The organism is Pedobacter nyackensis (assembly GCF_900176505.1).
Taxonomy (GTDB): Bacteria; Bacteroidota; Bacteroidia; order Sphingobacteriales; family Sphingobacteriaceae; genus Pedobacter; species Pedobacter nyackensis.
The window spans coordinates 1-25,186 of record NZ_FWYB01000002.1; the positions used below are offsets into that span (position 1 = coordinate 1).

Annotated in this window: 18 protein-coding genes; 17 read left to right on the forward strand and 1 reads right to left on the reverse strand. The window is 38.8% G+C overall.

Annotation, left to right across the window (positions count from 1 at the left end; genetic code table 11):
* Positions 1–222 precede the first annotated feature (222 nt).
* Positions 223–654 (forward strand): hypothetical protein, encoded by a 432-nt coding sequence (locus tag B9A18_RS04265; protein WP_084287453.1) that lies wholly within the window; start codon positions 223–225, stop codon positions 652–654.
* On the opposite strand, the gene B9A18_RS04270 is transcribed toward B9A18_RS04265, so the two are convergent.
* On the reverse strand, positions 651–1,337 hold the full coding sequence (locus B9A18_RS04270; protein ID WP_084287454.1) for a substrate-binding periplasmic protein: 687 nt from the start codon (positions 1,335–1,337) through the stop codon (positions 651–653). The genes B9A18_RS04265 and B9A18_RS04270 overlap by 4 nt on opposite strands.
* A gap of 442 nt (positions 1,338–1,779) precedes the next feature.
* On the opposite strand from B9A18_RS04270, the gene B9A18_RS04275 reads away from it, so the two are divergent.
* The 16 genes from B9A18_RS04275 to B9A18_RS25290 form a co-directional block, all read left to right on the forward strand.
* Positions 1,780–3,000 carry an NUMOD1 domain-containing DNA-binding protein gene (locus B9A18_RS04275; RefSeq protein WP_159452604.1) on the forward strand — a complete coding sequence of 407 codons (1,221 nt, stop codon included), beginning with the start codon at positions 1,780–1,782 and terminating at the stop codon, positions 2,998–3,000.
* A 145-nt stretch (positions 3,001–3,145) separates the two neighbouring features.
* The gene (locus B9A18_RS04280) at positions 3,146–3,790 is read left to right on the forward strand and encodes an RNA polymerase sigma-70 factor (RefSeq protein WP_084287456.1); all 645 of its coding nucleotides are present in this window, start codon (positions 3,146–3,148) and stop codon (positions 3,788–3,790) included.
* A gap of 84 nt (positions 3,791–3,874) precedes the next feature.
* Complete coding sequence (locus tag B9A18_RS04285; protein WP_084287457.1) at positions 3,875–5,071, forward strand: FecR family protein; 1,197 nt, start codon at positions 3,875–3,877, stop codon at positions 5,069–5,071.
* A gap of 186 nt (positions 5,072–5,257) precedes the next feature.
* Complete coding sequence (locus tag B9A18_RS04290; RefSeq protein WP_084287458.1) at positions 5,258–8,650, forward strand: SusC/RagA family TonB-linked outer membrane protein; 3,393 nt, start codon at positions 5,258–5,260, stop codon at positions 8,648–8,650.
* Positions 8,651–8,661: 11 nt separating this feature from the next.
* Positions 8,662–10,179, forward strand: a complete 1,518-nt coding sequence (locus B9A18_RS04295) for a RagB/SusD family nutrient uptake outer membrane protein (RefSeq protein WP_084287459.1) — start codon at positions 8,662–8,664, stop codon at positions 10,177–10,179.
* An 86-nt stretch (positions 10,180–10,265) separates the two neighbouring features.
* A complete protein-coding gene (locus tag B9A18_RS04300) occupies positions 10,266–11,465 on the forward strand; it encodes a thioredoxin family protein (RefSeq protein ID WP_084287460.1) in 1,200 nt (399 codons plus the stop codon).
* 34 nt (positions 11,466–11,499) lie between these two features.
* Positions 11,500–12,660 carry a TlpA disulfide reductase family protein gene (locus B9A18_RS04305; RefSeq protein WP_084287461.1) on the forward strand — a complete coding sequence of 387 codons (1,161 nt, stop codon included), beginning with the start codon at positions 11,500–11,502 and terminating at the stop codon, positions 12,658–12,660.
* Positions 12,661–12,720: 60 nt separating this feature from the next.
* Positions 12,721–13,257 (forward strand): hypothetical protein, encoded by a 537-nt coding sequence (locus B9A18_RS04310; protein ID WP_084287462.1) that lies wholly within the window; start codon positions 12,721–12,723, stop codon positions 13,255–13,257.
* A gap of 172 nt (positions 13,258–13,429) precedes the next feature.
* A complete protein-coding gene (locus B9A18_RS04315; protein WP_084287463.1) occupies positions 13,430–14,020 on the forward strand; it encodes an RNA polymerase sigma factor in 591 nt (196 codons plus the stop codon).
* A gap of 61 nt (positions 14,021–14,081) precedes the next feature.
* Entirely contained in the window at positions 14,082–15,326 is a 1,245-nt protein-coding gene (locus tag B9A18_RS04320; protein WP_084287464.1) for a FecR family protein, read from the forward strand.
* Positions 15,327–15,481: 155 nt separating this feature from the next.
* Positions 15,482–19,060: a SusC/RagA family TonB-linked outer membrane protein gene (locus tag B9A18_RS04325; RefSeq protein ID WP_084287465.1), complete on the forward strand. Its 3,579-nt coding sequence runs from the start codon at positions 15,482–15,484 to the stop codon at positions 19,058–19,060.
* Between the two features lie 11 nt (positions 19,061–19,071).
* The gene (locus B9A18_RS04330; protein WP_084287466.1) at positions 19,072–20,613 is read left to right on the forward strand and encodes a RagB/SusD family nutrient uptake outer membrane protein; all 1,542 of its coding nucleotides are present in this window, start codon (positions 19,072–19,074) and stop codon (positions 20,611–20,613) included.
* Positions 20,614–20,637: 24 nt separating this feature from the next.
* The gene (locus B9A18_RS04335) at positions 20,638–21,909 is read left to right on the forward strand and encodes a M43 family zinc metalloprotease (RefSeq protein WP_084287467.1); all 1,272 of its coding nucleotides are present in this window, start codon (positions 20,638–20,640) and stop codon (positions 21,907–21,909) included.
* A gap of 11 nt (positions 21,910–21,920) precedes the next feature.
* A complete protein-coding gene (locus B9A18_RS04340; RefSeq protein ID WP_084287468.1) occupies positions 21,921–23,069 on the forward strand; it encodes a TlpA disulfide reductase family protein in 1,149 nt (382 codons plus the stop codon).
* A gap of 21 nt (positions 23,070–23,090) precedes the next feature.
* Complete coding sequence (locus B9A18_RS04345) at positions 23,091–24,296, forward strand: thioredoxin family protein (protein ID WP_084287469.1); 1,206 nt, start codon at positions 23,091–23,093, stop codon at positions 24,294–24,296.
* A 30-nt stretch (positions 24,297–24,326) separates the two neighbouring features.
* Positions 24,327–25,186, forward strand: an 860-nt coding sequence (locus tag B9A18_RS25290) for a DUF4369 domain-containing protein (RefSeq protein ID WP_084287470.1), incomplete at its 3' end; no start/stop codon positions are given.

Sequence of the window (25,186 nt, forward strand, 5' to 3'; positions counted from 1 at the left end):
TATTCTAGTGCAACCTGAACTCTGAAACTTTCTGAATGCGGAGAAACTCTTCCCCCTTTGCCCTTACTTGGGCGTTCGTTTTTTATACTCATTTTTCTGTTTTGAAAAACTTTCTTATGTAAACTCATACCAGGAACGGACAACGCTGCCTATCCCATGTTTTTGGCATCCTATATCAGGATTTTTATATATTTGGCCATCACACCCCTACAGGAATCTCAAATGAAACCATTAAGCATCTATTTTAAAATCACCAAGGTTGGAAACGGAAAGCTGTTAAAAAGCAAAGATGAAGTCAACAACCTGATTGTTGATATCATCAACAGCAACCCAACCCAGAACAGCTCCACACTAAGAGAGATAGCCCTTAAGGAGTTCATGAATTCTGAATCGGCTCAACAGGTATTAAAAACTAACAGCAGTTTTTTTATTGAGACGGTGACTGACATAGAAGTAATCATTACTTTTTTACCTCAGGAAAGTGCCATACAGGAGCAATTTTATACGCAATGGAGATATGTGCAATTGTCGACCCCATACCGACTAGTACAATATCTGGACGAGAACCTGGTCGTTGTTTACAGCGAAAAGACAAAGGTGTTGCACACCATCAAATTAAACAAAGACATTACTGTTGTAGTAGCTGAGGATTAAAACTGAATCTCGCTAAACCATTTCTTGTAAATACGCTGGTAGGTGCCATTTTCTTTAAGCAAGCTCAGCGTTTCGTTAAACTGTTTTTTAAGTTTTACATCGCCTTTTCTCATGGCTATAGCATAGGATGAATCTGTCTTAGGCAAGAACATCCCAATCTTTAATTTATTATTTTTTTGTAGAAAACCACCTGCGATCGGTGAATCGTCGACCAACAGGTCGATTTTACCGGACTGCAGTTTTCGATACAGCTCCTTATTGGTTACGGCGTAAACAATGTTATTCCCTGGAAAATGGGCGCGCACATATTTCTCCGCCTCAGTTGCTTCTCTTACGCCTATGGTCTTATTTTTAAAATGATGTAAACCACCCAATGAGTCATCCTGCCCCACTACAGCACAAAGTCTGAAATACAAATAAGGATTACTAAATTCAAGAATATGCTGCCGGGAGGTGGTTACGGTTACAGCGGAGCAAATCAGATCGAGTTCTCCTTTAAAGAGTTTCTCGAGTATGGTCGACCATAACGAAACTTCATACTCAACCACCAAACCCAATTGAGTGGTAATGGCCTGGAGTAGATCGACTTCAAATCCTTCAAAATTTCCAGCCGCGTAATCCGAATGCATCGGATATGGCGCTGCAGAATCCAGTCCTACTTTTAACACTTTTTTGTCATCCATGCCATAAAATTTAAAATTTCAACGCTACCTAATCCAACAGCGCAAAAAACATGCTACTAATAACAGCAAAAATCAACAACAACAGACAGAAAAACAATTAAAAACACCAAAATATTATATGTTTTTCTTAAGATTTTATAGAAAAGCTTCAAAACGTATTAAAAAAATTACAATTCAATCAAAACGAGCTATCGATATGCGAAAAACACCAAAAATCGACTGATCAAAAAACCCATAAAAAACAACAACAAAACGCCATAATAGCCGTTTTCAACAAAAACAGAAATACATCTGTTTAGTTTTCAAGATCAGCAAAGAAAATAAACTTCGGAAAATAAAACTGAGAATTAACATTCTCAGAAGCTGAAAAAAGATAAAACGAAATAAATTTAACCTGATAAATACTTAAATCTAATATATTTACATTCAATATATGCCAAATATGAATTATCCATACGAAAACCTTTCGCCTGATGCTCTTCCAGGCGAACGATGGGCAGCCATTCCAAAATTGGATGCGCCATACGAGGTTTCCAACTTAGGGAGAGTACGCAGATTGGAGAAAATCTTCATCGACAAAAAAGGCATTTCCAGGCACAGGCCCGGTATGATCATCAAAACAATCATCTCCGAAAGCAAGAATTTACAAACCGGAGATACCGCAAAATATGCCGGTATTACTTTATCAGCTGATAAAAAAAGGCATTACCTGAGCGTAGCCAGGCTGGTATATCATTGTTTTGTAGCCGAGTTTGACCTGTCCAACAAACAGCTTTTGGTTTTTCCAAAAGATGGTGACAATCTCAATTTACAAGCAGAAAACTTGCTTTTAGGCACGCCTAAAGACAAGGCTGCACGAATGATTGCAAGTGGAAGGAGGAAGTCATTCTTTCCTGAAATCAGCGAAGAGGCCCGACAAAGGAGCCGAGAAAAAATAAAAGCAACGAAGAAAAGCAATGGCACTTATAATGTCAGTCGCTATTCCTTAACCGGTCAGTTGCTGGAAACCTATCCTAATGCCAGAGTCGCCGCAGAGGCGATGAATACAGCACAAGGGTATATTTCTATTGCAGCCAGAAATTCTACAAAAGTAGTTACGGCCTGTGGTTACTTATGGCGCCGTGGATCGGAACCGGAACTGGATCTGAAACCTATGCTGAAAGAAAGGTGGTATGGTCATTCTCCTCTTGCAAAACAACAGCACATCATTGGGCAGTACGACCTGGAAGGAAATCTGGTGAATACTTACATCAACACGGTTGAGGCGGCAAAAGCCGTTAAGGTTCATAAAAACGGCATCCGCAATGTAATCAATGGTAGAGGCCTCACTTACGGCGGTTTTATCTGGAGTAAGTCTATCAAGAAAAAAATCACTGTGGATCCTAAAATAACCAGTAGCAGATCAGGGATATCACAATACGATCTGGATGGACGCTACATCAAAACTTTTAAAAACTGTGTAGTAGCAGCAAAAGCAACCCTAATTGACAATACAAACATTCACCTTGCGGTAAACGGACATACACTTACTGCTGGCGGGTATTTATGGCGCAAAGGACAGCAATTAAGGATCAATATTAATGAATTGCGTAAGCATCCGCATTATGTTGGATCGGGTTTACAAAAACATATGAAAAGAAAAAGAGAAGCAGCACTTATGTAGCATACTTCGAGATAAAAGAGCCTGTATCACACACGATGCAGGCTTTTTTTTATGCGCTCTAATGTCATAAACAATCAAGAAAATTCACGATTTCACAATAATTATTTAACAATCAGCTTTCTAATACCTAAATTTACTTCCGGGAATGGATCCAGACGAAACTAGTCTGGGAGATAAAATGATACAATTTAAACGTAAAGAAAATCTTATAGATGAAAAAGCGGTACTACTTCTGGTTTCAGCAGGTAGTGCAAAGGCTTTTAGCCAGCTTTTTCACCACTATAGCCCTAAGGTTTTCCAATACGCCTTAAAAATTGTTAAAAGCGACACCCTTGCTGAAGAAATTGTCCAGGAAGTATTTGTAAAGATCTGGAACCTGGAGGAACAGCTCGTCGCCATTGAAAACCTGGATGCCTATCTTAGGGTACTTACCAGAAATCATACTTTAAAAGTTTTGCGCAGGATAGCATTGGAAGTAAAAACCAACAGAATGATGGTGCATACTTATCAGGAAGACCATAATGATACAGAAGAATACATCATATTCAAGGATTCTGAGAAAATTTTAAACCAGGCTATTGAAAAATTACCTGCCCAGCAGAGAATGGTTTATAGTCTTTGCCACCAGGAAGGGCTGAAGTATGAAGAAGTTGCAGAGCGACTCAACATTTCTAAACTTACCGTAAAAACTCATATGCAACATGCATTGCGCTTTCTTCGCAACTATGTAAGCACGCATACTGACATCGCGGTGTTGGTTATCTTAATGACTTTTCTGAGCGAAAAATAATAATCTTACTTTTTTTTCAACTCCACTACTCCGACCTTTCTACTTAGGGGTCTTTATAAGAAAGGGAGCATAACCATCATACCAATGAATGTGAGATTAGAATATTTGTACCAACGATACCTTGATAATACCTGCACTGAAATTGAACGGGAGGAGTTCTTATCAATGGTTGCGGATAAACAGGAGGACAAGGTAATTACCGAACTACTGGATGGTACATGGAACACCATAAATACTATCGATGGCCAAACCTTCCCCGCGGCTGACAGCATTCTGGATAATATATTAACACAACATCCAAAAACCATTGTCAGTAAAATTTCCTGGCGCCGTTATGCAGCTGTGGCTGCAGCAGTATTGGTAGTAGCTTCGGCCGGTATATATTTTGGACTTCAGTTTCAAAAAAACAATGACAAACAGGATGCAGATTATACCAGCAACATCCAGGCAGGTAAAAACAGGGCTACACTTAAGCTTGCAAATGGCACAATCATAAACCTTGATAGTGCAACCAATGGCGAAATAGCTCAACAAGCCGGAATCGCAATTAGTAAAACTGCAGATGGACAACTGGTTTACCATATCGCTGCAAATGCAAAAATTGAAAAAAGCGCTACAGCAACTGAAGCTTATAATACCATAACCACGCCACGTGGAGGCCAATACCAGATTAATCTACCTGATGGCACTAAAATATGGCTCAACGCGGCATCATCTTTAAAATACCCAGCCGTGTTTAGCAAAAATGAACGTAGGGTTGAACTAACGGGTGAGGCCTATTTTGAAGTTGCTAAAGTAACTATTAAGGAGAAAGGATCAGAGAGAACTCCCTTTATCGTAGTAACGGATAAACAGAAAATAGAAGTTTTAGGTACACACTTTAACGTAAATAGTTATGGCGATGAAAGTGCAGAAAAAACCACCCTACTTGAAGGATCAGTAAAAGTTTCCAATCTAAAATCTAAACGTTCCAACCTCCTGAAACCGGGACAGCAATCGCTAGTAGTGGGTGAAGGACTACAAATAGCCAATGTCGACACGCTAGAATCTGTAGCCTGGAAAAACGGTTACTTCCAATTCAATGAGTCAGATCTTGAAGACATCATGAAACAGCTGTCGCGCTGGTACAATGTTGATGTGGTATTTGAGGGCAAAGTACCAGACGATCTATTCCACTTTAAAACACCAAGAAACCTAAGTCTGACTGAGGTATTAAAAATATTTGAACTCAATGGTATAAACTTTAAAATAGAAGGGAGAAAGCTTATCGTAAAATCGTAACTAATAGATTTTACCTGGAAGCAAAAAATCCGGAAGTGTTTCGACCACCTCCGGATAAATGTTCCGGGTGAAAATAAAAAATGAATCGGGAAAGACCACATTAAATTATCAACCCAAACCGTAGTTAATTACTGAATCTCTTAAATAAGGGAAACGGCAGTCGCTACGACTAAACCTAACAAAAATATGAATAAAATTTTAGACGCATTAAGAGTCATGAAATTAATTATATGCTTACTAATCATCAGTTTTCAGGCCAGTGCAGTAGCATTTAGCCAGAGCATTAGCTTGAGTGAAAAAAACGCAAGCATAGAAAGTGTAATTAAAAAAATAGAAAAGCAGAGTGGCTACTCTTTTTTCTATAAAATAGACTTACTAAGAAACAATGCTTCAAAACTAAACCTGTCTTTAAAAAATGTGACCATTGACCAGGCGCTTCAGCAGACGTTAAGCAACCAGCCGCTAACGTTTGTAATTGTAAACAAAACGGTTATCATCAAATCAAAACCGGCTGTAGCGGAAAAAAACGACAGCCAGGACGCCAGAAAACCCATTCGTGGAAAGGTTACGGATGGCAAAGGTCCCATCCCTGGTGTTTCTGTTAGAGTTGATGGTACGAATACTGCTACCATGACAGACGCCAATGGTAACTTTACGTTAAACCTTACGCCTGGCACCTACCGCCTTATTTTCAGCTCAGTAGGTTACGAAACTAAACGCATAGAGAAGGTTGTAACAGAAGATGACGATACTCAAATCAATATTGTTTTAAACGGAGCCATTGCCCAGTTGCAGGAAGCCGTTGTAGTAGGCTATAGTACTAAAAAGGCAAGTGAAATCACTGGATCATTACAAACTTTTACAGCAAAACAGTTAGAAGGTGTAACTTCAAACAACCTGATTTCAATGTTAAAAGGAAAGGTTGCCGGTATGTACATTACTGAACCTTCGGGCGATCCGAATAACAAAGCATCTTTTGTTGTGCGTGGACAAGGAACCTTACCTATTACGGGAGGAACTGCAAACCTGCGTGTAACCAATAACCTGAACCCTTTAATTGTGGTAGATGGTATTATTTATTCAGATGTATCTTATCCTAGCGATATTGTCTCTTCAACAGATATAGAGAGCATTACTTTATTAAAAGATGCGGCATCAACGGCTATATATGGTTCCAGAGCCAGTCAGGGTGTATTGGTAATCACCACCAAAAAAGGGGTTGCCGGAACAATGAAACTAGACCTGAACAGCACTTTTGGTGTAAGTCAGCGTTATGATAGCAACCTGGAATTCATGAACAGTCAGGAATTGTATGACTATCAGCGTAAAATGCTGCTTAATTCTTATGCGATTAAAACAGAGAACTTAACTCAAGAGGCTTATCTGGCTAAATACTTGCCGGCAACATCGGTTTTAGGTACCAATACCGACTGGAGTACTAAGTTATACCGTGATGCATTAACCAAAACAGTAGACATAGGTTTATCAGGTGGATCAGAAAAAACACGTTATTATTTTGGTGCAAACCGCTATGATGAACAAGGACCTTTAAAAGGTAATAATCTTTTAAGAAACAGTGTTAAACTGAATCTTGAGCATAACATTACCAACAAACTGAGCGTTAATGCCAACATCAGCACCATATTTGATACAGGGAACAGAAGTCCAATTTCTGGTTTAAATTCTCTTTTTCTGTTGCCATGGTTTAGTTTGGATAGTGACAATGGTATTCCTAAAAAAATATTAGGAACAGATGTACTAAACAATGTTTATCAAAATCCCGTTTATGATTTACCTTACAATAGCAACACCACAAAAACTCAACAAGTACTAGGTGTATTTTCTGCAAAATATAAAGTATTCGACTGGTTAACCCTTTCGTCTAACAATTCTTACAACACCACGTTTACCAATATTGAAGCTTATGAAGACCGTCTGTCACTAACAGGTTTGGCCGACAAAGGAAGGATGACACAAAATAAAATGAACTCCAACTCTTTCATGACCTCGAACCTGATCACAGCCCGCAAACAATTTGGGGCTCATACTATCGGTGGTTTAGGTGGTTTTGAGTACAACAGGAATAATTCTGAATTTAATGCGCTTGCTGTAAAGAATTTGCCTACCGGTGTTAAAGTACCTTCAGCAGCTTCAGAAGTATGGAATACTTATAGTGGAAAATCATTCCGTGGCGAACGCTATGCAAGAGGTTCTTACTCGTTGTTCTCAGAAGGAAACTATAATTATGATGAACGCTATTTTGCAAACGCATCATATAGGATGGACTACTCTACCAATTTTGGTATCGACAACAGAGCAGGGCATTTCTATTCTGTAAGTGGTGCTTGGTTAGCTACGAATGAGAAATTTTTACGTGGCAATAAGTATCTGACAAATTTAAAATTAAGAGCTAGTTACGGAACGAGTGGTAAAATTGCAGGTGAGGATTTCCTAACGGAGAGTTTTTACAACTTTAATTACCAATATGGAGGCGATCCTGCAGCTATCATTAACCAGCTAGGGAACAGACAAATCACATGGGAACGTGCCTATGTTGGGAACCTTGGTATAGACCTGGGCCTATTCAACAGAATCACATTATCCGCTGATTTTTACAGAAAACGCAATACAGACCTACTTCAAAGGGTAGCAACTTCTGCGCTCCTGGGTGTACCTAGTCAGTTCCAGAACATTGGAGCGATGTTAAACCGTGGAGTGGAGCTTGTGCTTTCGACAAGGAACCTAACTGGTAAATTTACCTGGGAAACCGGATTCAACCTTACCTTCAACAAGAATAAGGTGACTAAATTATATGATAGCAAGCTATCAAATGGATATTATGGTACCCTTAGAGAAGGAGAAGATATCGCTACTGTTCGTGCTTATAGATGGATGGGTGTAGACGAACAAACTGGTAAGCCTCAGTTTGAGCGATTAGAATTCGATGCAAGTACAAATTCTTATGTAGGCAAAATTGTAAATACTTATGATGCAGTTTCTGCCGGATTAAGTGGAAATGATGCAGCTGCACAATTTCAAAAGGTAGGTACAGCTACACCAAAGTATTATGGTGGTATGCTAAACACTTTTGGTTATAAGGGCATTGAGCTTTCTGTGCTGTTGAATTTTGCAGCTGATTACCTTGTATATAACAACTCAAGAAGCACTTACTTTTCTTCAGAAGGAAATAATGTGTTAAAATTCAACCAGATTAAACCGAGAAATGGTCAGGTAATTTGGGAAAAACCTGGTGATAAGGCAACTGAACCAATGATATACCGCGGTCGTCTGGATGGTACAGATAGTCAGTTCATATCGAGATTCTGGGAAGATGCCAGCCACATCAGAGTGCGCAATGTAAGGTTAAGCTATTCATTGCCAACTAAACTAATCAATAAAGCTAAATTAAATAGGGCGAATATTTATGTGAGTGGTGACAACCTGTACATCTTTACCAAAAAGACGTTCAATGGAGTTGACCCTGAAGGTGGATTAGCCGGCGACACCAACAATTATGGTGTGAGTGCAGGCTATGGTGCCAGCCGTAAATATCTATTGGGTTTACAGTTAACATTTTAATTAAGCAGACAATGAAAAAGTACATACTATCCGCATATATATGTTTTGCAGCAATTGTATTGTTTGGCTGCAAAAAAGCAATTGACGAAAACATCAGGCCTTTTAATGATAAAGCCGACCAGGAATTGCTATCCACTCTTGATGGATTGGCCGTGGCCACCAATGGTAATTACGCCCTTATGGTTTCACAATCAGCCGGAGATACGCAATATGCCATGAACTGGTTCAATTTAAGTGAGCTAAAGGGTAACAACCTATTTTCTGTTGTACAGGCATTCCCTCAGGGTAGAAGCGATGGCTACATTTTTAACAACTCACCGAGCCAGGGTGTAACAACCTCGTTCTGGAGAATGTCATATCGCATTGTATTTGGTACAAACAAAGTGATTGATGCGATACCTGATGGGCAGGGTGCAGCGTACGACCAGCTTAAAGGAGAAAACTACTTCCTTAGAGCAATGGCCTATTTCAATCTCGTAAGAGTTTATGGTCGCCCGTACTATGAAAACAATGCTTCTGGGCTTGCGGTTCCCCTATCGTTAAGTTCAACGGTAAATAAGGGCTATCAGCCTAAACGCAATACGGTAAAAGAGGTCTACGATCAAATCATCTCTGATCTTGAAAAAGCTGCAGCCTTAATGACTGTGGATAAACCGAACAATTATGCCCGTAAAGAAACGGCATGGGCTTTATTGTCGCGCGTGTACCTGTATATGGGAGGTACACCAGCTGCCCCTCAGAATGCGTACAACACCAAAGCTGTTGAATATGCAGACAAAGTGATTACTTCAGCAAAGTACACCTTGTTACAAGGCACTGCATACAGCACCTCTTTTGCTATGGATAGCAAAAACAACAAGGAAGCTATATTCAGCTGGAGACATGATGATGCCAATGGAAACAAAATCAATGAATTCTTAATACCAAGAGATGTATTCGGGAACCTAAACCAGGGAGAATATGCCGCATCACCAGATTATATGGCCATCTTAAATCAGAATCCATCTGACTTAAGGTTGAAATTTATTACGATAGAAAATGACAAACGTATAACCCTTGCTGACAAGTCAAGAAACTCTATTAACAAGTTCAATTACCAGCAAATAGCTCCTCCGGGTGGTTTCGACTTCAGCGCACACAGCAGAAGCGGTACACCATACCTTCGCATTACTGAGATGTATTTAAATAAAGCTGAGGCCTTAGCAAAATTAAACAACAATACGGATGCTCTGATTGCATTGAACCTGGTTAGAACAAGAGCAACGGCACCAGCCTGGACAACAACTAACCTTGCGACAGCAAACATGAGCGTATTTCAGGCCGTTTTAAATGAGCGTCGTTTAGAACTTGCATGGGAAGGCCATTCGTCTTATGACAATTTCCGTAATGGACTGTCGATGACAAGGAATTATTTGGATTACTTTCACACTGCTCCATTAACGATTCTACCGGATGACAAGCGTATAATATATCCATTACCTCCATCAGAAATTCTGATGAACCCTAATTTGGAACAAAATCCGTTATAATAACTATAGCTCCGGATCGCCAGCCGATTCGGAGCCTATATAAATCCCGCTCCCAGCTTAATAAAAGAACCACTAACTAACAAAAAATGAAAAAACTACTAATTGGGATAGCCTGCTTAGCATCCTTATCTGCTGTGGCGCAAAATCGCGAGATTGCGTTTAAAGAGGCCGATTGGAAAACACAACTGGCTACTGCAAAAAAAGAGAACAAGATTATCTTTTTTGATGCCTACACGTCATGGTGTGGCCCATGTAAAATGATGGCAAAAGATGTTTTTACAAAAGACAATGTTGCTGATCTATTTAACCAGACCTTTTTAAATGTTAAATACGACATGGAAAAAGGTGAAGGCCCGGTATTGAAAGATAAATATGAAGTAAGCGCCTACCCTACTTACCTTTTTATTAATGGTGATGGGGAAGTCGTACATAAAATTGTAGGTGGTATGTCTGCTCCTGAATTTATTGCAGAAGCAGGCAAAGCCTTAAAACCGGAGACGACTACCTTCGGACTGGCTAAGAAATTTAACAGCGGAGATCACTCTCAAGCTACAGCAGTAGCTTACCTGGAAGCACTTGAAAAAGCTTACGAAGCCGATAAAATGGCTGCCGTAGCTAAAGTTTATTTTGATGAACTTCCAAAGGCTTCTTTATTGGAAGCTGCTAACTGGGAACTGGCATTGAAATATTTGAACAACCCAGCAGCTCAATCATTTTCTTATTTATATGCGAATAAAGGGGAACTGGAAAAAAAATATGGTGCGGATAAAGTAAATATGTACTTCAAGAACACGATGAGTTCATCAGTATATTCTATTAAAAGAGCTTATACAAAAAAGACTGACCTAAAGGCCGCAGCTGAAAAAGCTACAGCCATCAGAAAATTATTGAGCACTGGAACCGACTATTCTAAACCACTGCTGGCGCAATTAGATCTAACTGAGTTCGCTGCTGCAAACAAATGGGATAAATTTGTATCAAAGGTAGATGTAGTTTGGGGAGATGAAGATTTTAAAAACAAAGCAGGCTTCGTAATTGGTGCAGCCAATGATGTGGTAAGCTCGGGTCCTGCCCAATACTATAAACATGCTTTAAGATGGGCAGATCAGATAGAGCGAAACAAGCCCGACTTGTTCGCTAACATCCAACTGGCAGATCTGAGAAAAAGAACCTTAAAAAAACAAGGTAAGACTGCTGAGGCTGAAGTAATGGCCAATAAAGCGCAAGACCTAAGGAAAGAAGCTGCGCAAAAAGGGCAGATGACTCCTCCAATGATGAAAGACTAAAAATTTACTAAACATAAAATAACACCAAAACAAAATGATTAAAAAAGGTTTAACACTGGCCGTGGCCGCGTTGTTAATGGTAAGCAGTAGCTTTGCCCAAAAAGGAAAAACCGTAACTTTTACCGGTAAAGTAAGATTTCCTGATACGCAAAACAAATACCAGATTTATCTGGGTAAATATGAAGGTGAAGGCTTCAAAAAAGCTTTTAAAGCCATCGATAGTACAAAAGTTGATGCCAATAATAATTTCTCATTTAAAGTACCTGCGGATAAGCCTGACTTTTATCAAGTGCGCGTGTATTATATGGACCGCATTGATTTCTGGGCAGACAAAGACAATATCAATGTTACTGTACGTGGTATTGATACGGCTAAAATGATTATCAAAAACCCTCCATACATCTTTATGGAAAACACTTCGAAGGATAACGACCTGATTAATGATGTGAATTGGGAGAATTATATGAACTATCAAAACATGATTGCTGTAGGTCAGGCGCAATACAGAGCAGGTCTTACAAAAGACAGCTTGTTGATCAACCATTTGAAAGGTGGTTTTGATGCTATTAATGTTGATTTTAACAAACGTATCAAATACATCATCAATAAATACAAAGACCAGCCTGCAGTTCTTTATGCTTTGAATGGCTTGAATTGGAAAAAAGATGGCGATTTATTGATGTCAACGCTTGACAATCTGACAAAAAAATACCCATGGTTAACACAAGCGAAGGCTAAGAAAAAAGAGATTGAAGAGAACATGGCACAGACTGCTAAAATTGCCAATGGTAAAAAAGCACCTGATTTTGCTTACCCTGATGTAAATGGTAAAAAATGGAGTCCTAAAGACTTTAAAGGTAAATACCTGATCATCGATTTCTGGGCTTCATGGTGCGGTCCTTGTCGCCAGGAAATTCCTCACTTAAAAGAAGTATATAAAAAATACAAAGATAGTGGCTTAGAGATTTTAGCTGTTTCTGTTGACGCAAAAGAAGCTGACTGGAAAAAAGCTATGGCTGAAGAGAGAATGGCATGGCCACAAATCAATGCTAAAGAATCTAAACCGGTAATGGCATCTTACCTATTCAGTGGCATCCCTTACCTGGTTGTAGTTGATAAAGAAGGAAACATCATCGAGAAAAACCTTCGTGGAGAAACATTAGATAAAAAACTGAAAGAGATTTTCGGTAAGTAAAATTATATGGGCTGCGCCAATTGGCGTAGCCCTTTTTCAATTATTTAAACCTTATATCAAATGAAGAAGATCATATTATCATTATTGCTGCTAACTGGTTTATCAGCTATTAAAGCCAACGCACAAATGGAGGCGGCCACAAAAGTTAAATGGGACATAGAAAAAGACGTGGTCATCAATATGGAAATGGATAATGCATGGGAAATTTTCAGCAACAATGAGCTACTGAAAAAAGCATCAAATGGTTATGTAAGCGCCATAGAGGTTTTAGATGCAAATATGCCTATCTCCAGAAAAATTGTCCTTTCAAATGGCGGCAGCCGTGTGGAAAACATCACTCAGAATGAAGCGCACAATAAGCTGATCGCAATAAATTTTTCTGACACCAGCCTACCTAAGGGAATTAAATCGGCAGAATATGCCATATTTATCAAAGCCAAGGATAGCAAAACGGCTGTAGTATGGAGAGCCAAGATTAATGGTAACGAAGAAGCCAAAAAGGCTTTGATCGAGCAGTTAACGGCAGAATTCGACAGTTATGCAGTAGGACTTGACAAAATGACGAAAAAGTCTGTTCCTGCGGCTCGTATGAACTAACAAAATAGGGTTCTCTTCTGAGAACAAATCTCTCAAGTAAAATAGTCTACCAAAAAAGTAGGCTATTTTTTTTGTTTAATACAATTGTATTGTAGATTAGTATTTTCAAATTATTAGTTGGATATTAACGTAATAATGGCGAAAGTTTTAAATTTAAAGGGGGAAAAAGAACTTGGCTATCAGGACAGTAAAAAATGAACGCGAACTTTTACTAAAAGTAGAGCAAGGTGATGAAACAGCCTTTGCTGAACTTTTCTTTGCCTATCACAACCAGCTTGGTCAATATGTTTTAATGCTTACAGGTTCCGAAGAAATGACCGAGGAAATTGTGCAGGACGTATTTGTAAAAGTATGGATGAATAGAGCAGCCCTTTTAACGATAAATAAATTCACTTCCTATTTATTCATTTTAACCCGAAATTATACCTTAAACTGCATCCGGAAGCGCCTAAATGAGCGTAAACAACAGGAGAATTATAATCAGTCAGTTTTAACCGATCCAATTCTTTCTGAAGAAGACGAGTTGATTTTAGATCCGGATTATCAATCCTTAGTTGACAAGGCGGTAGCCCAATTACCTCCGCAGCAGCAAAAAGTTTTTATATTGAGGCAGCAAGGACTAAAAAATCCTCAAATTGCAGAAAAGATGGAAATTTCCACTGACTCTGTAAAAAAGTACCAGCAATGGGCTTTAAAAGCTGTTTCCGAGTTTGTAAAATCACACGCAGCGCTATCGCTATTTTTTATTTTAATAAAAAAATAAAAATCCTTATCCCCTTTTCTCATTTCTTGTGTCTTTAGTGTAAACCCAGTTTTAAAAGACCATGAACAATTCAAGATTAACGCACTTATTTGATAAACAATTAAAGAAGCAAATCAGCCCGACTGAAAAGGAAGAGCTCATGCATTTGCTGGCAGCCGATGATAACGAAGAACAGGCAAAAAAACTTTTAGAGACTAGCTGGGAACAGTTTGAGCCAAATGCAACTGTCTTTACCAATATTCAATCAGAACGCATGTTAGAAGCCGCAATTAGCTCAGACCGTGCCATTGAGGTATCTACTGGAAAAACATGGCGCCTTTGGAACAAATATATGAGTGTTGCAGCCGTTCTTATCATCATGCTTTCTGTGGGTTTATTTTTTTACAGCAATGAAGTCCTTATTGGTTTAGGCTTAAGGGATGGCGATATTCCCCCTGGGAATAACACAGCGACATTAATTTTAGGTAATGGTCAGAAAATTTCATTGGCTGATGCAGGTGATGGTAAATTGGCAGAGCAATCCGGAATAAGCATTTCAAAAACTAAAGATGGTCAGCTGGTTTACAAAGTTGCTGCCCATCAGCATGAAGTAAACACGACCACAAATAGAGCGCAACAATGGACATACAATACCATTGAAACTCCACGTGGCGGACAACATCAGGTCATTTTACCGGATGGAACGAAAGTGTGGCTTAATTCTGCCTCTTCTATAAAGTTTCCGACTAATCTTTCTAATACCACCTTACGAAAAGTTGAATTGGTTGGAGAAGCCTTTTTTGAGGTTGCTAAAGTGACTATGAAATCAGATGCCTCGGGTGTGAATACCGAACGAAGAGTGCCCTTTGTAGTAACAAGCTACAAGCAACAATTAGAAGTATTAGGAACTCATTTTAATATTTCTGCCTATAAAGAAGAACAAGCGCTTGAGACTACGCTTTTAGAAGGCAGTGTAAAAATTACACCGTTAGTCCCTTCTGGTCATAAAATTGCTAAAATCCTTAAGCCCGGACAACAATCCGTTATTTCAGGCTCTGAAATGCACATTAAGGAAGGGGTTGATCTGGAAGCAGTTGTAGCCTGGAAAGATGGTTATTTTAATTTCAATGAAGGTTTAGAAAGTATAATGAACAAAATTTCAAGATGGTACAATGTTGAAGTTATATATGAGACAAAACCTGATACGGAACCATTTATCGCTAAAATATCACGAACAAAAAGCTTATCAGCACTATTGAAGATCATCGAACAAACCGGAGGTGTTAATTTTAAAATCGAAGGAAGGAGGGTTACTGTGACGAAATAAGTACTTAAAACACGGTAATGCGAACTTGATATAGGAAAGCTCATAATTGAGCTCTAATAAACTAAAAAGCCAGAAGTGCGGCAAACACTCCTGGCCAAAGTAGGCATTCGGTCAACAATATTTTCTACAACACAATCAACTTAGAACCAAATCAAATGTATAAAATATATACCAAAAAAACAGGTATGCCCTTGGGCTACGCCTCTAAACTCCTGCTCATTATGCGACTAACCACCGTTTTATTAATAGCAACCATTATGCAGGTAAGTGCAAGTAGCCTCGCACAGAAAATTACCCTAAGCAAAAAAAATGCACCACTAGACCAGGTTATAAATGACATCCGTGACCAGAGTGGTTACGATTTTATTTACAAGCTCGGTTTACTGAAGACCGGAAAACCGGTAACTGTAAATTTTAAAAATGCGGACCTCCAGGAGGTCTTGAATTATTGTTTTAAAGACCAGCCATTTACTTATGTATTGGTTGATAAGACAGTAATTGTACGTCAGAATGCCGCTTCAATTAAGGCGATTCCAAGTGTACAGAATATTCAATCAGGCCAGCAGCGTATTATCATTGAAGGGAAAGTGATTGATGCGTTTGGAAAAGATATTGCCGGAGCAACAATTAGGGTCTCGGAAAGCAACCAGTTTACCAAAACCGATCAGCAGGGAAGATTCAGACTTGAATCTGTAGCTTCCAATGCCATCCTCATTATTAGTTATGTGGGCTACAATACCCAACGGGTAGCTGTTTCTTCTTTAAGAAGACCGGCAACAATTATCCTTACCGAGAGCCTGACGCGTTTACAGGAGGCAACAATAATCAGCACAGGATTACAGCATCTTAGTAAAAATGTTGCTGTGGGTTCTGTTTCTGTTGCTACGGCTAAGGATCTCGAGAATTCAGGAATAACCACGTTTGATAAAGCACTTGCAGGAAAGCTACCGGGTGTGTATGTGAGAAGTGTTACAGGTCGACCTGGAGAGACAGGCCAAATTATCATTAGAGGAGTAAATACCCTTACCGGTAATGTTGAGCCTTTGTATGTACTTGACGGAATGCCTTTACAGGAAGGAGAAGTCTCTGGTGGCATGAATGCCCTTATTTCAAATGGTATTGGGAATATTCCACCTGAAAATATAGAGAGTATTACCATTCTTAAGGATGCGACTGCAGCCGCTATTTATGGATCAAGAGCTGCTAATGGAGTAATTGTAATTACGACAAAAACGGGTAAAGCTGGTAGTGATTATATCAATTATTCCGGCAAATTTGGTATTACTCAAAAGCCTGAGAACAAATTCAATTTCATGAACAGCCAGGAGAAAATAGGATTTGAGCGTGATTTATATAACAATTACCACATGCCATATGAGCGAAGTGGCAGGGTTGGCCAGTTGTTAAACCTGGTTGAGAATGGGTCTATGACATTAGCCGAAGCAGAACAGAAAATTGCATTGCTTGGCCAAACCAATACCAATTGGATTGATGAGTTGTATAGAAATGCCTTTAGTCAGTCACACAACATTAGTATGAGTGGCGGAAACACGAAAACCACCTACTTCACTTCACTTAATTACCAGAATTCACAGGGTAGTCTTATCGAAAACAAGTTTCAAACAGCTGGTTTTAATATGAAACTTTCAAGGTTTATTACGGAAAAGTTACTGGTAAATCTGAACCTTTATTCTACTTTTAAAAGGAATGTTGAGGGGCAGGCAGGTATGGACCCATTTAAATATGCGGTATTTGCCAATCCTTATGAAAAGCCTTATAATGACGACGGTTCTTATGCTGCCGACATGACTTATAGGTCCATCCCTTATACTGTAGGAACTGCACCGGCTTTACTTTATACTGATTTTAATATCCTGCGGGAATTGAGAGAGAATAAGCTGACCAATACCTATGGTAATGTACGTGGACAAATAGCTGTTGAATACAGCTTTTTGAAAGGCTTTAAATATACCGGAAACGTATCAGGATCATATACAAGTGTTCAAGACAAAGATGAGTCATATGCAGGGACTTATAGGTCATGGGCAAATAACTGGCTAAACAGATCTTCTTCATTTAGCAATGTTTTATCGGACTATAACCGCGGTTTTCTGGAGGAAAAAAGTGGTCGTACTATGGATTACACCGTTCGAAACACGCTTGAATACATGAAAAAAATAAATAAACATTTTGTTCAGGCATTTACCGCCTTCGAGTTTGGTGGTATACTCAACGACAGGTTCAATCATTTTAATCCCATTTACTTACAGGAATATGCAATAGCTGGTTACCCTAACTGGGATTTAGTACCTGATACCAGGTTCATGAATCTTGATCTAACAAGACTTGGCGGTACCTCTACACGTGAAAATAGAAATGCATCTTACATAGGATCCCTGGTATATTCTTATGATAACCGTTATGTATTTAACGGAAACCTGAGGTATGATGGTGTGGATATTATTGGTTCAAAAAATCAATTCTCTCCACTATGGTCAGCCGGTGTAAAATGGAATGCACATAATGAAAGTTTCTTCGAAAAATACAATTCGGTGATTAGCCGGTTAGTACTTTCAATGGGATATGGCTATCGTGGAAGTATCAATAGGACTGCATTGCCTTTCCATACCTATACATTAGGGACAGCAGTTTACAATAACATTCCTACAGCACTTAATTTCGCTTATGGAAATCCGGTGATTAAATGGGAAAAGAAGCAGGAAACCAATTTAGGTGCTGAGGTCTCTTTGTTTAATGGAAGGATCAATACAGAATTCAGGTACTTTAAAGAAAAGGTTAATGATTTGCTAGATAATACGGTTACGCCTCCATCTGTAGGTAGACCATCAGCGATTGTGAACATTGGTACAATGAGCAATAAAGGTTTTGAAATTTCTGCTAGGGTTGAAGCACTTAAAACCAAAGATTTGCTTTGGGAACTGAGCGGAAATATTACCCAGGTTAAGAATAATTTGGATAATGTTTATGAAAAATTTGAGCCAAATATTGCCACTTCAGCTACCCGAAATATTCAAGGCTATCCGGTGAATGGTTGGTTTGGTTATAAATATTCACATGTTGATCCTGAAACAGGAAGTTTAATGGTGCAGGCCAGAAAGAAAAAAACAGCATTGGTAGGTACTGAAGTGGTAACTTCTTATACGGATGAATTGGTGGATTTAAGTAAAATTACGACTGCTTTGCTTCAATCAGATTACGCTACTTATTATCTGGGACACAGAGACCCAGAGCTTTATGGTGGTTTTAGTACCCGTCTTGTTTATAAGTCTCTTGAGTTTGCTACGACTTTTGTACTTGCAACAGGCAACCAGATTATGGGCTTCAGAGATAGACGTGAAGGACCAAGTGGAAATACTGACGATCTTACTGCAAGTAGAACCAATAGACTTAAGGACAATCTTAACCGTTGGTCTCAGGCAGGAGACATTACAAATATTCCGCTCTATCGAATCGGTACATCAAGTTATACGCAATATTTGATCTCTACTGACCTTGAAAAGGGAAATTACTTAAAATGTAATGAGATGTCGTTCTCCTGGAGAGCTCCAAAAAGCTTATTAAAACAAACGACACTTAAAACGCTAAAGGCTACATTGGTTGCTAACAATTTATTTATGGTAAGTAATTATAGCGGTACAGATCCGGAAACTCAAACTGCTTTTGGGTATCCGAATACTAAAGCGTACACGCTTTCATTAACTGTTGGATTTTAAAATTGAAAATCATGAAACATAAAATAGTTATTACATATTTGATCCTGGTTTTTGGACTGCTTACAGGTTGTAAGAAATTTCTGGATCTTCCACCAAAAAATCAACGTACAGTAACAACGGCTACGGATGTTAAATCTCTTCTGGGCGCATACCTTCGTGGTGTAGTTACCATAAGGATTAAACCATTATATGGTCAGATTGTTCCAGCATGTCCTACAGCTGCAACACTGATGTTTGCAGCTTATTCAGATGATCTGGATGTAGTAGCAGCGCTTCGACCAGGCTACTTGTTTTCAGGTAATTTTTACATTTCTACAGAAGCCGGGTATGCAGATCTTTTGTTGTGGAACCAACAAGCTACTTCAACTATGTTGTGGTCGCACCATTATGAAATTGTAGGTTTTTTAAACAGTTTGATTGATCAACTTGGTACTATACCTAGTGTAAGTAATACAGAGCGCGATCAATTACTTGGCGAAATGTATGCCAACCGTGCATATTCTTTGTTTAAGCTGCTCCAATATTATGGCATATACAATAATGCTGATATGGGTATTCCTATTTATCTGCATACCGGAGAAGGGGTATTGGGTATCAAACCAAAGCGTGAAACCCATGCCGGAGCGTATAAAATAATTTTAGAAGACCTGAATAAAGCTTTGGAAATGGTGAACCGCACCCGTCCCGCTACAGGATTTAGTGCTTTGTATAATAAACGCTATATCAATCACCTGTTGGCACAAGTATACTGGTATAAGGCAGAGTCTCCGGCAAAAGAAGCAAGCGATTACGCACAGGTTAAAACACATAGCCTCGCAGCATTGGAAGCTGTAGATGCATTAATACCTACTACAGCCCTTGGTCGCATCAATGCTTATGGCGGTAAGGATCCAAATTACCCTGTTATTTTCCAGCAAAGTAATAGTCAGGGTGCGTATGGAGCTATTTATGGATCCGAATTTGAATACTTAGGAATAGGGCCAATTAATATTCCTTTAAATGCAGATTTTGCAGCCTTATTTACCAGTACTGACATTAGGGTAGAGAACTATTTTAATACCAATCCTTCAAGGGCTGGCGGTAAGGTAGGCACTGCTGGAAAGATTTTAAACTGGGGCTGGCCTGCCGACGGTACTGTAGATGGAACTAATAAATCCGGCCAGGTTTGTATGTTTAAACCTGAAGAAGCTTATATGTTGCTAATTGAAGCTCAGTACCGTTTAGGTGCCGAGGGGGATGCTTTGATTACGCTAAATAAATTCCGTGCGTTTAGAAATGCAGGAATCCTTACCGGCTTAAGCGGTACAGTCTTATTGCAGGAAATCATCAATGAAAGAAGAAGAGAATTTTTCGGAGATACAGATAAACGTTGGCTGGATTTAAAACGCTATGCCAATAAAACAATCACCAGAAACATCACCTTTTTCAATAAGCAGTATAACATTACTGTTCCGCCAAATGATTATCGATATGCATTACCGATACCCTTGGTAGAAATACAGGAAAATAGAAACATTGTGCCGAACCCAGGCTGGGGATTAATTGAATACTAATTTTTATTTCAAATAATTACGAAGATGAATATTAAAAATTTTATTATAAGCGCAATCATAAGCTCCGCAGCCTGCTTTTCCGGCTGTAAACAGAGCGAATTTGATTATAAAATGGTAGAGGTTAGTGCTCAGGATGTAAGTTCTATTTACTTTTCTACGGGCAGCGATAAGCTGATTGCAGATGGTAAGGCCAGCCTAAAATTTGTTGTAGAAACTTATAAAGACTATAAGAAATCTGACGGAAGTGTCGTTAAACAATTGTTTGATTATAGAGATCTGCCTGCAGGAACAGTTAAAATTTTTGAGGAAACTACCAATAAAGAGGTTGGATTAACCTATAGTAATGCAACTGCGGTAGAAGGATCGAAACTTAGATTTTATGCACAAGTGGGAAATATTAAATCGCCGGTAAAGGAAGTAACCATAAGAGCGACCCCCCCGGTTTTACCAAAATTATATGTGGACGTAATCTTCCATGTGTGGGAATTAAACCCCACAAATGTGGCTTATGACCTTTCATCTTTTCAACCCACAAATTACGATGATATTGTAAAGGGGATAAAAATTATGAATGACATCATCAATAATAAGGTAGGCAATGCACCAAATGCTGCTGCTGCAAATATTGAATTCAGGCTGGCTACTAAAAATGTAGCGGGACAGACCTTGCAGTTCCCGGGTTATGACAGGATTGTTTACAGTGATGAAATTAAAGCCGTTCCTACGGCACCTACAATTGGCCTTGGAGATTTTTCTGATTACATCAATAAAAATACGGCTAAGTTCATCTGGAGTCCCAAAACGTACCTAAACATTAACATCATTCCTTCAGGATCCAATAATAGTTTGGGGAATTTGTTTCCAGCAAAACAGTTGACCCCAGGACCAGGCGAAATATTGATACCTGGTGTTGCAGGGATAGCTGCAAACGTGGATGATTTTGTAACAAGTTTTCAAGCAACAACTGTGTTTATGCCTAATACTGTATTCAGACCTGGTTATGAACGTAGAATAGAAATTTTCAATTCTATTGGAGCCTTTTACGGCTTGTATTCAACAACTTCCTATACTACTGCCCGTTTTCATTCTGATTATTGCGAGGATACGCCTCAGTTTAGCAGTGATTTTGCATTTACCATTCAAACTGGTATAAATGGGGAGAAATTTGTGATTGAGAATGCGATGGACGATAACCGTTATCCAAGTAATCGCAGTTCTATCACACTTGATCAGGTAAATAGAATGCGATCAGTGATGTTAAGATGTCCAGGTAGAATGAATTCTAAAACACAATAAATATATAAGACATGAAAAGATATTTGACTTTTGCATTCCTCCTGATTGGAGGAATTGCAGTTTCACAAACAAAACCACTTGCATTCACTATAACAGGTAAAATAGATGATGTAAAACAACCTGCAAAAGTTGTTTTACAATATTCTTACGAAGGAAAACGGGTTGCCGATACCGTACCTCTGGTTAATGGTGCTTTTGCGATGAAAGGAAATATTGAAAAGCCAGACAGGGCATTACTATTTGTGGTAAAGGAAAGTGATAACCCAAGAATGATGCTTTCTATGAATTATGCTGGTGATATTGTAGGTAGAGATGGCATTACACTTTATATGGATAAGGGAGCCATTACAATTACAGCCTCAACATTAAAAACAGCTACGATTAAAGGTTCGGCCGCACATGCCGATTATATGGTTCTGCAAAAGCAACTTCAACCCATTTACGATAAACTGGAAGCCATCAATAAAAAACTTACAGAGCTCCCTGCTGATCAAAGAAAAGGTGCAGTTGCTGAAGAATTGGCGGCTCAACGCGAACAAGCATTTAAGGAAATGGGACCAATAAAAGATACTTTCATTAAAAACAACCTTAAATCTTATGTAAGCTGGAACTCGGTAGTGGGCAAAAGCATTATTGAAGATCCAATAAAGCAAAAACAACAATTGTATAGCTTTGGTAAGGAGTTTTTAGATAGCAAAGACGGTAAGGAAGCCATAGCGCGTTTGGAGTTAGCCGCTAAAACTGGCATTGGTCAAAAAGCCCCACAGTTTACTCAAAATGATACCAAGGGCAGCCCCCTTTCTTTAAACTCTTTAAAGGGTAAATATGTATTGATTGACTTCTGGGCGAGCTGGTGTGGTCCATGTCGCGCAGAAAATCCATATGTTGTTGCAGCTTATGATAAGTTCAAAAACAAGAACTTTGAGATACTAGGTGTCTCACTCGATAACAAACAAGATGCCTGGGAAAAAGCAATTGCTGATGATAAATTACCATGGCTTCACGTAAGCGATTTAAAGGGTTGGAAAAATGCTGTAGGAGAACTTTACAATGTTAAAGCAGTACCACAGAATTTCCTGATCGACCCAAATGGCGTTATTGTTGCAAAAAATTTAAGGGGAAAGGCATTGGAAGAAAAACTTGCCGAGCTATTGAAATAATTAGTAACTAATATTTAAAGTATGAAACGCAAATTATTAACCTTGATATTAAGTTCCGGTATTTTAATGGGGGCAAATGCCCAAAACCGTGAGATCTCGTTTAAGGAGGCCGACTGGAAAACCCAGTTGGCTACTGCAAAAAAAGAGAACAAAATTATCTTTTTTGATGCTTACACCTCATGGTGTGGACCGTGTAAAATGATGGCAAAAGATGTTTTTACCAAAGACAATGTTGCCGACCTATTTAACCAAACCTTTTTGAATGTTAAGTACGACATGGAAAAAGGTGAAGGTCCGGCATTGAAAGATAAATATGAAGTAAGTGCCTACCCTACTTACCTCTTTATCAATGGTGATGGTGAAGTAGTACATAAAATTGTAGGTAGTATGTCTGCACCAGAATTTATTGCGGAAGCAGGCAAAGCTTTAAAACCGGAAACCACAACCTTCGGATTGGCAAAGAAGTTTAATAGCGGTGATCATTCACAAGCTACTTCCGTAGCCTACATGGAAGCCCTTGATAAAGCTTATGAGGCAGACAAAATGGGTGCCGTAGCAAAGGTATATTTCGACGCTCTGCCTCAAGCCTCTTTGATGGAAGCCGCAAACTGGGAACTGGCATTGAAATATCTGAACAATCCGGCAGCGCAATCATTTGCTTATCTATATGCAAATAAAGGAGAGCTGGAAAAAAAATACGGTGCGGATAAAGTAAACATGTATTTCATGCGTACAATAAGCTCGTCGGTACATTCAGTTAAAAGATCCTACGAAAAAAAGACTGATCTGAAGGCTGCTGCAGAAAAAGCTGCTGCCATTAGAAAATTATTAAGCACGGAAACCAATTATTCGAAACCATTATTAGCACAACTGGATCTGACTGAATTCGCTGCAGCAAACAAATGGGATAAGTTTGTATCAAAAGTAGATGCAGTTTGGGGAGATGCAGACTTTAAAAATAAAGCGAGCTTTGTGATTACCGCAGCGAATGATGTGGTAACAGCAGCTCCGACTCAGTATTACAAAGATGTCTTAAGATGGGCTGATCAGGTTGAGCAAAATAACCCGAACTTATTTGCCAATATACAACTGGCCGACCTGAGAAAAAGAACATTAAAAAAACAAGGTAAAATGGCTGAGGCTGAAGCAATGGCCAATAAAGCACAGGACCTACGGAAAGAAGCTGCACAAAAAGGACAGATGACTCCTCCAATGATGAAAGACTAAAAAATTAAGCAGACATAACATCAAAAGAAAATGATAAAAAAAAGTTTAACACTGGCTGTTGCCGTGTTGTTAATGGTAAGCAGTAGCTTTGCCCAAAAAGGAAAAACCATAACTTTTACAGGTACGGTTAAGTTTCCGGATACAGAGAATAAGTACCAGATTTATCTGGGTAAATATGAGGGAGAAGGTTTTAAAAGAGCCTTCAAAGCTTTCGATAGTACTAAAGTTGATGCGAACAACAACTTCTCATTTAAAGTACCGGCAGATAAACCAGACTTTTATCAGGTGCGTGTATATTATTTCGACCGTATCGATTTCTGGGCAGATAAAGACAATATCCATGTGAATGTACGTGGTATTGATACGGCTAAAATGAAAATCAAAAACCCTCCATACATCTTTATGGAAAACACTTCTAAGGATAATGATCTGATCAATGATGTGAACTGGGAGAATTATCAGAACTACCAGAATATGATCGCCATATCGCAGGCACAATATAAAGCAGGTCTTTCTAAAGATAGTTTATGGATGGCCTACATGAAAACTGCTTTTGATGGTAATTATACCGATATGAATAAACGTATTAAATACATCATTAATAAATACAAAGATCAACCTTCAGTATTATACGCTTTAAACTTTTTAAGCTGGAAAAGGGATGGTGATTTGTTAATGTCTTCATTAGATAGGTTAACTAAAAAATTCCCTAATTTAACACAAGCGAGAGATAAGAAAAAAGAGATTGAGGAGAACATGGCCCAGACGGCAAAAATAGCCAATGGTAAAAAAGCGCCTGATTTTGCTTACCCTGATGTAAATGGTAAAAAATGGAGTCCTAAAGACTTTAAAGGTAAATACCTGATCATCGATTTCTGGGCTTCATGGTG

What these genes read in the sequence shown, in the direction of transcription:
- B9A18_RS04290 (WP_084287458.1), top strand. Translation starts at nt 5,258, where the DNA reads ATGAATAAAATTTTAGACGCATTAAGAGTCATGAAATTAATTATATGC.
- B9A18_RS04325 (WP_084287465.1), top strand. Translation starts at nt 15,482, where the DNA reads ATGTATAAAATATATACCAAAAAAACAGGTATGCCCTTGGGCTACGCC.
- B9A18_RS04305 (WP_084287461.1), top strand. Translation starts at nt 11,500, where the DNA reads ATGATTAAAAAAGGTTTAACACTGGCCGTGGCCGCGTTGTTAATGGTA.
- B9A18_RS04275 (WP_159452604.1), top strand. Translation starts at nt 1,780, where the DNA reads ATGAATTATCCATACGAAAACCTTTCGCCTGATGCTCTTCCAGGCGAA.
- B9A18_RS04295 (WP_084287459.1), top strand. Translation starts at nt 8,662, where the DNA reads ATGAAAAAGTACATACTATCCGCATATATATGTTTTGCAGCAATTGTA.
- B9A18_RS04265 (WP_084287453.1), top strand. Translation starts at nt 223, where the DNA reads ATGAAACCATTAAGCATCTATTTTAAAATCACCAAGGTTGGAAACGGA.
- B9A18_RS04330 (WP_084287466.1), top strand. Translation starts at nt 19,072, where the DNA reads ATGAAACATAAAATAGTTATTACATATTTGATCCTGGTTTTTGGACTG.
- B9A18_RS04300 (WP_084287460.1), top strand. Translation starts at nt 10,266, where the DNA reads ATGAAAAAACTACTAATTGGGATAGCCTGCTTAGCATCCTTATCTGCT.
- B9A18_RS04310 (WP_084287462.1), top strand. Translation starts at nt 12,721, where the DNA reads ATGAAGAAGATCATATTATCATTATTGCTGCTAACTGGTTTATCAGCT.
- B9A18_RS04270 (WP_084287454.1), bottom strand. Translation starts at nt 1,337, where the DNA reads ATGGATGACAAAAAAGTGTTAAAAGTAGGACTGGATTCTGCAGCGCCA.
- B9A18_RS04285 (WP_084287457.1), top strand. Translation starts at nt 3,875, where the DNA reads ATGAATGTGAGATTAGAATATTTGTACCAACGATACCTTGATAATACC.
- B9A18_RS04280 (WP_084287456.1), top strand. Translation starts at nt 3,146, where the DNA reads ATGGATCCAGACGAAACTAGTCTGGGAGATAAAATGATACAATTTAAA.
- B9A18_RS04340 (WP_084287468.1), top strand. Translation starts at nt 21,921, where the DNA reads ATGAAAAGATATTTGACTTTTGCATTCCTCCTGATTGGAGGAATTGCA.
- B9A18_RS04335 (WP_084287467.1), top strand. Translation starts at nt 20,638, where the DNA reads ATGAATATTAAAAATTTTATTATAAGCGCAATCATAAGCTCCGCAGCC.
- B9A18_RS04345 (WP_084287469.1), top strand. Translation starts at nt 23,091, where the DNA reads ATGAAACGCAAATTATTAACCTTGATATTAAGTTCCGGTATTTTAATG.
- B9A18_RS04320 (WP_084287464.1), top strand. Translation starts at nt 14,082, where the DNA reads ATGAACAATTCAAGATTAACGCACTTATTTGATAAACAATTAAAGAAG.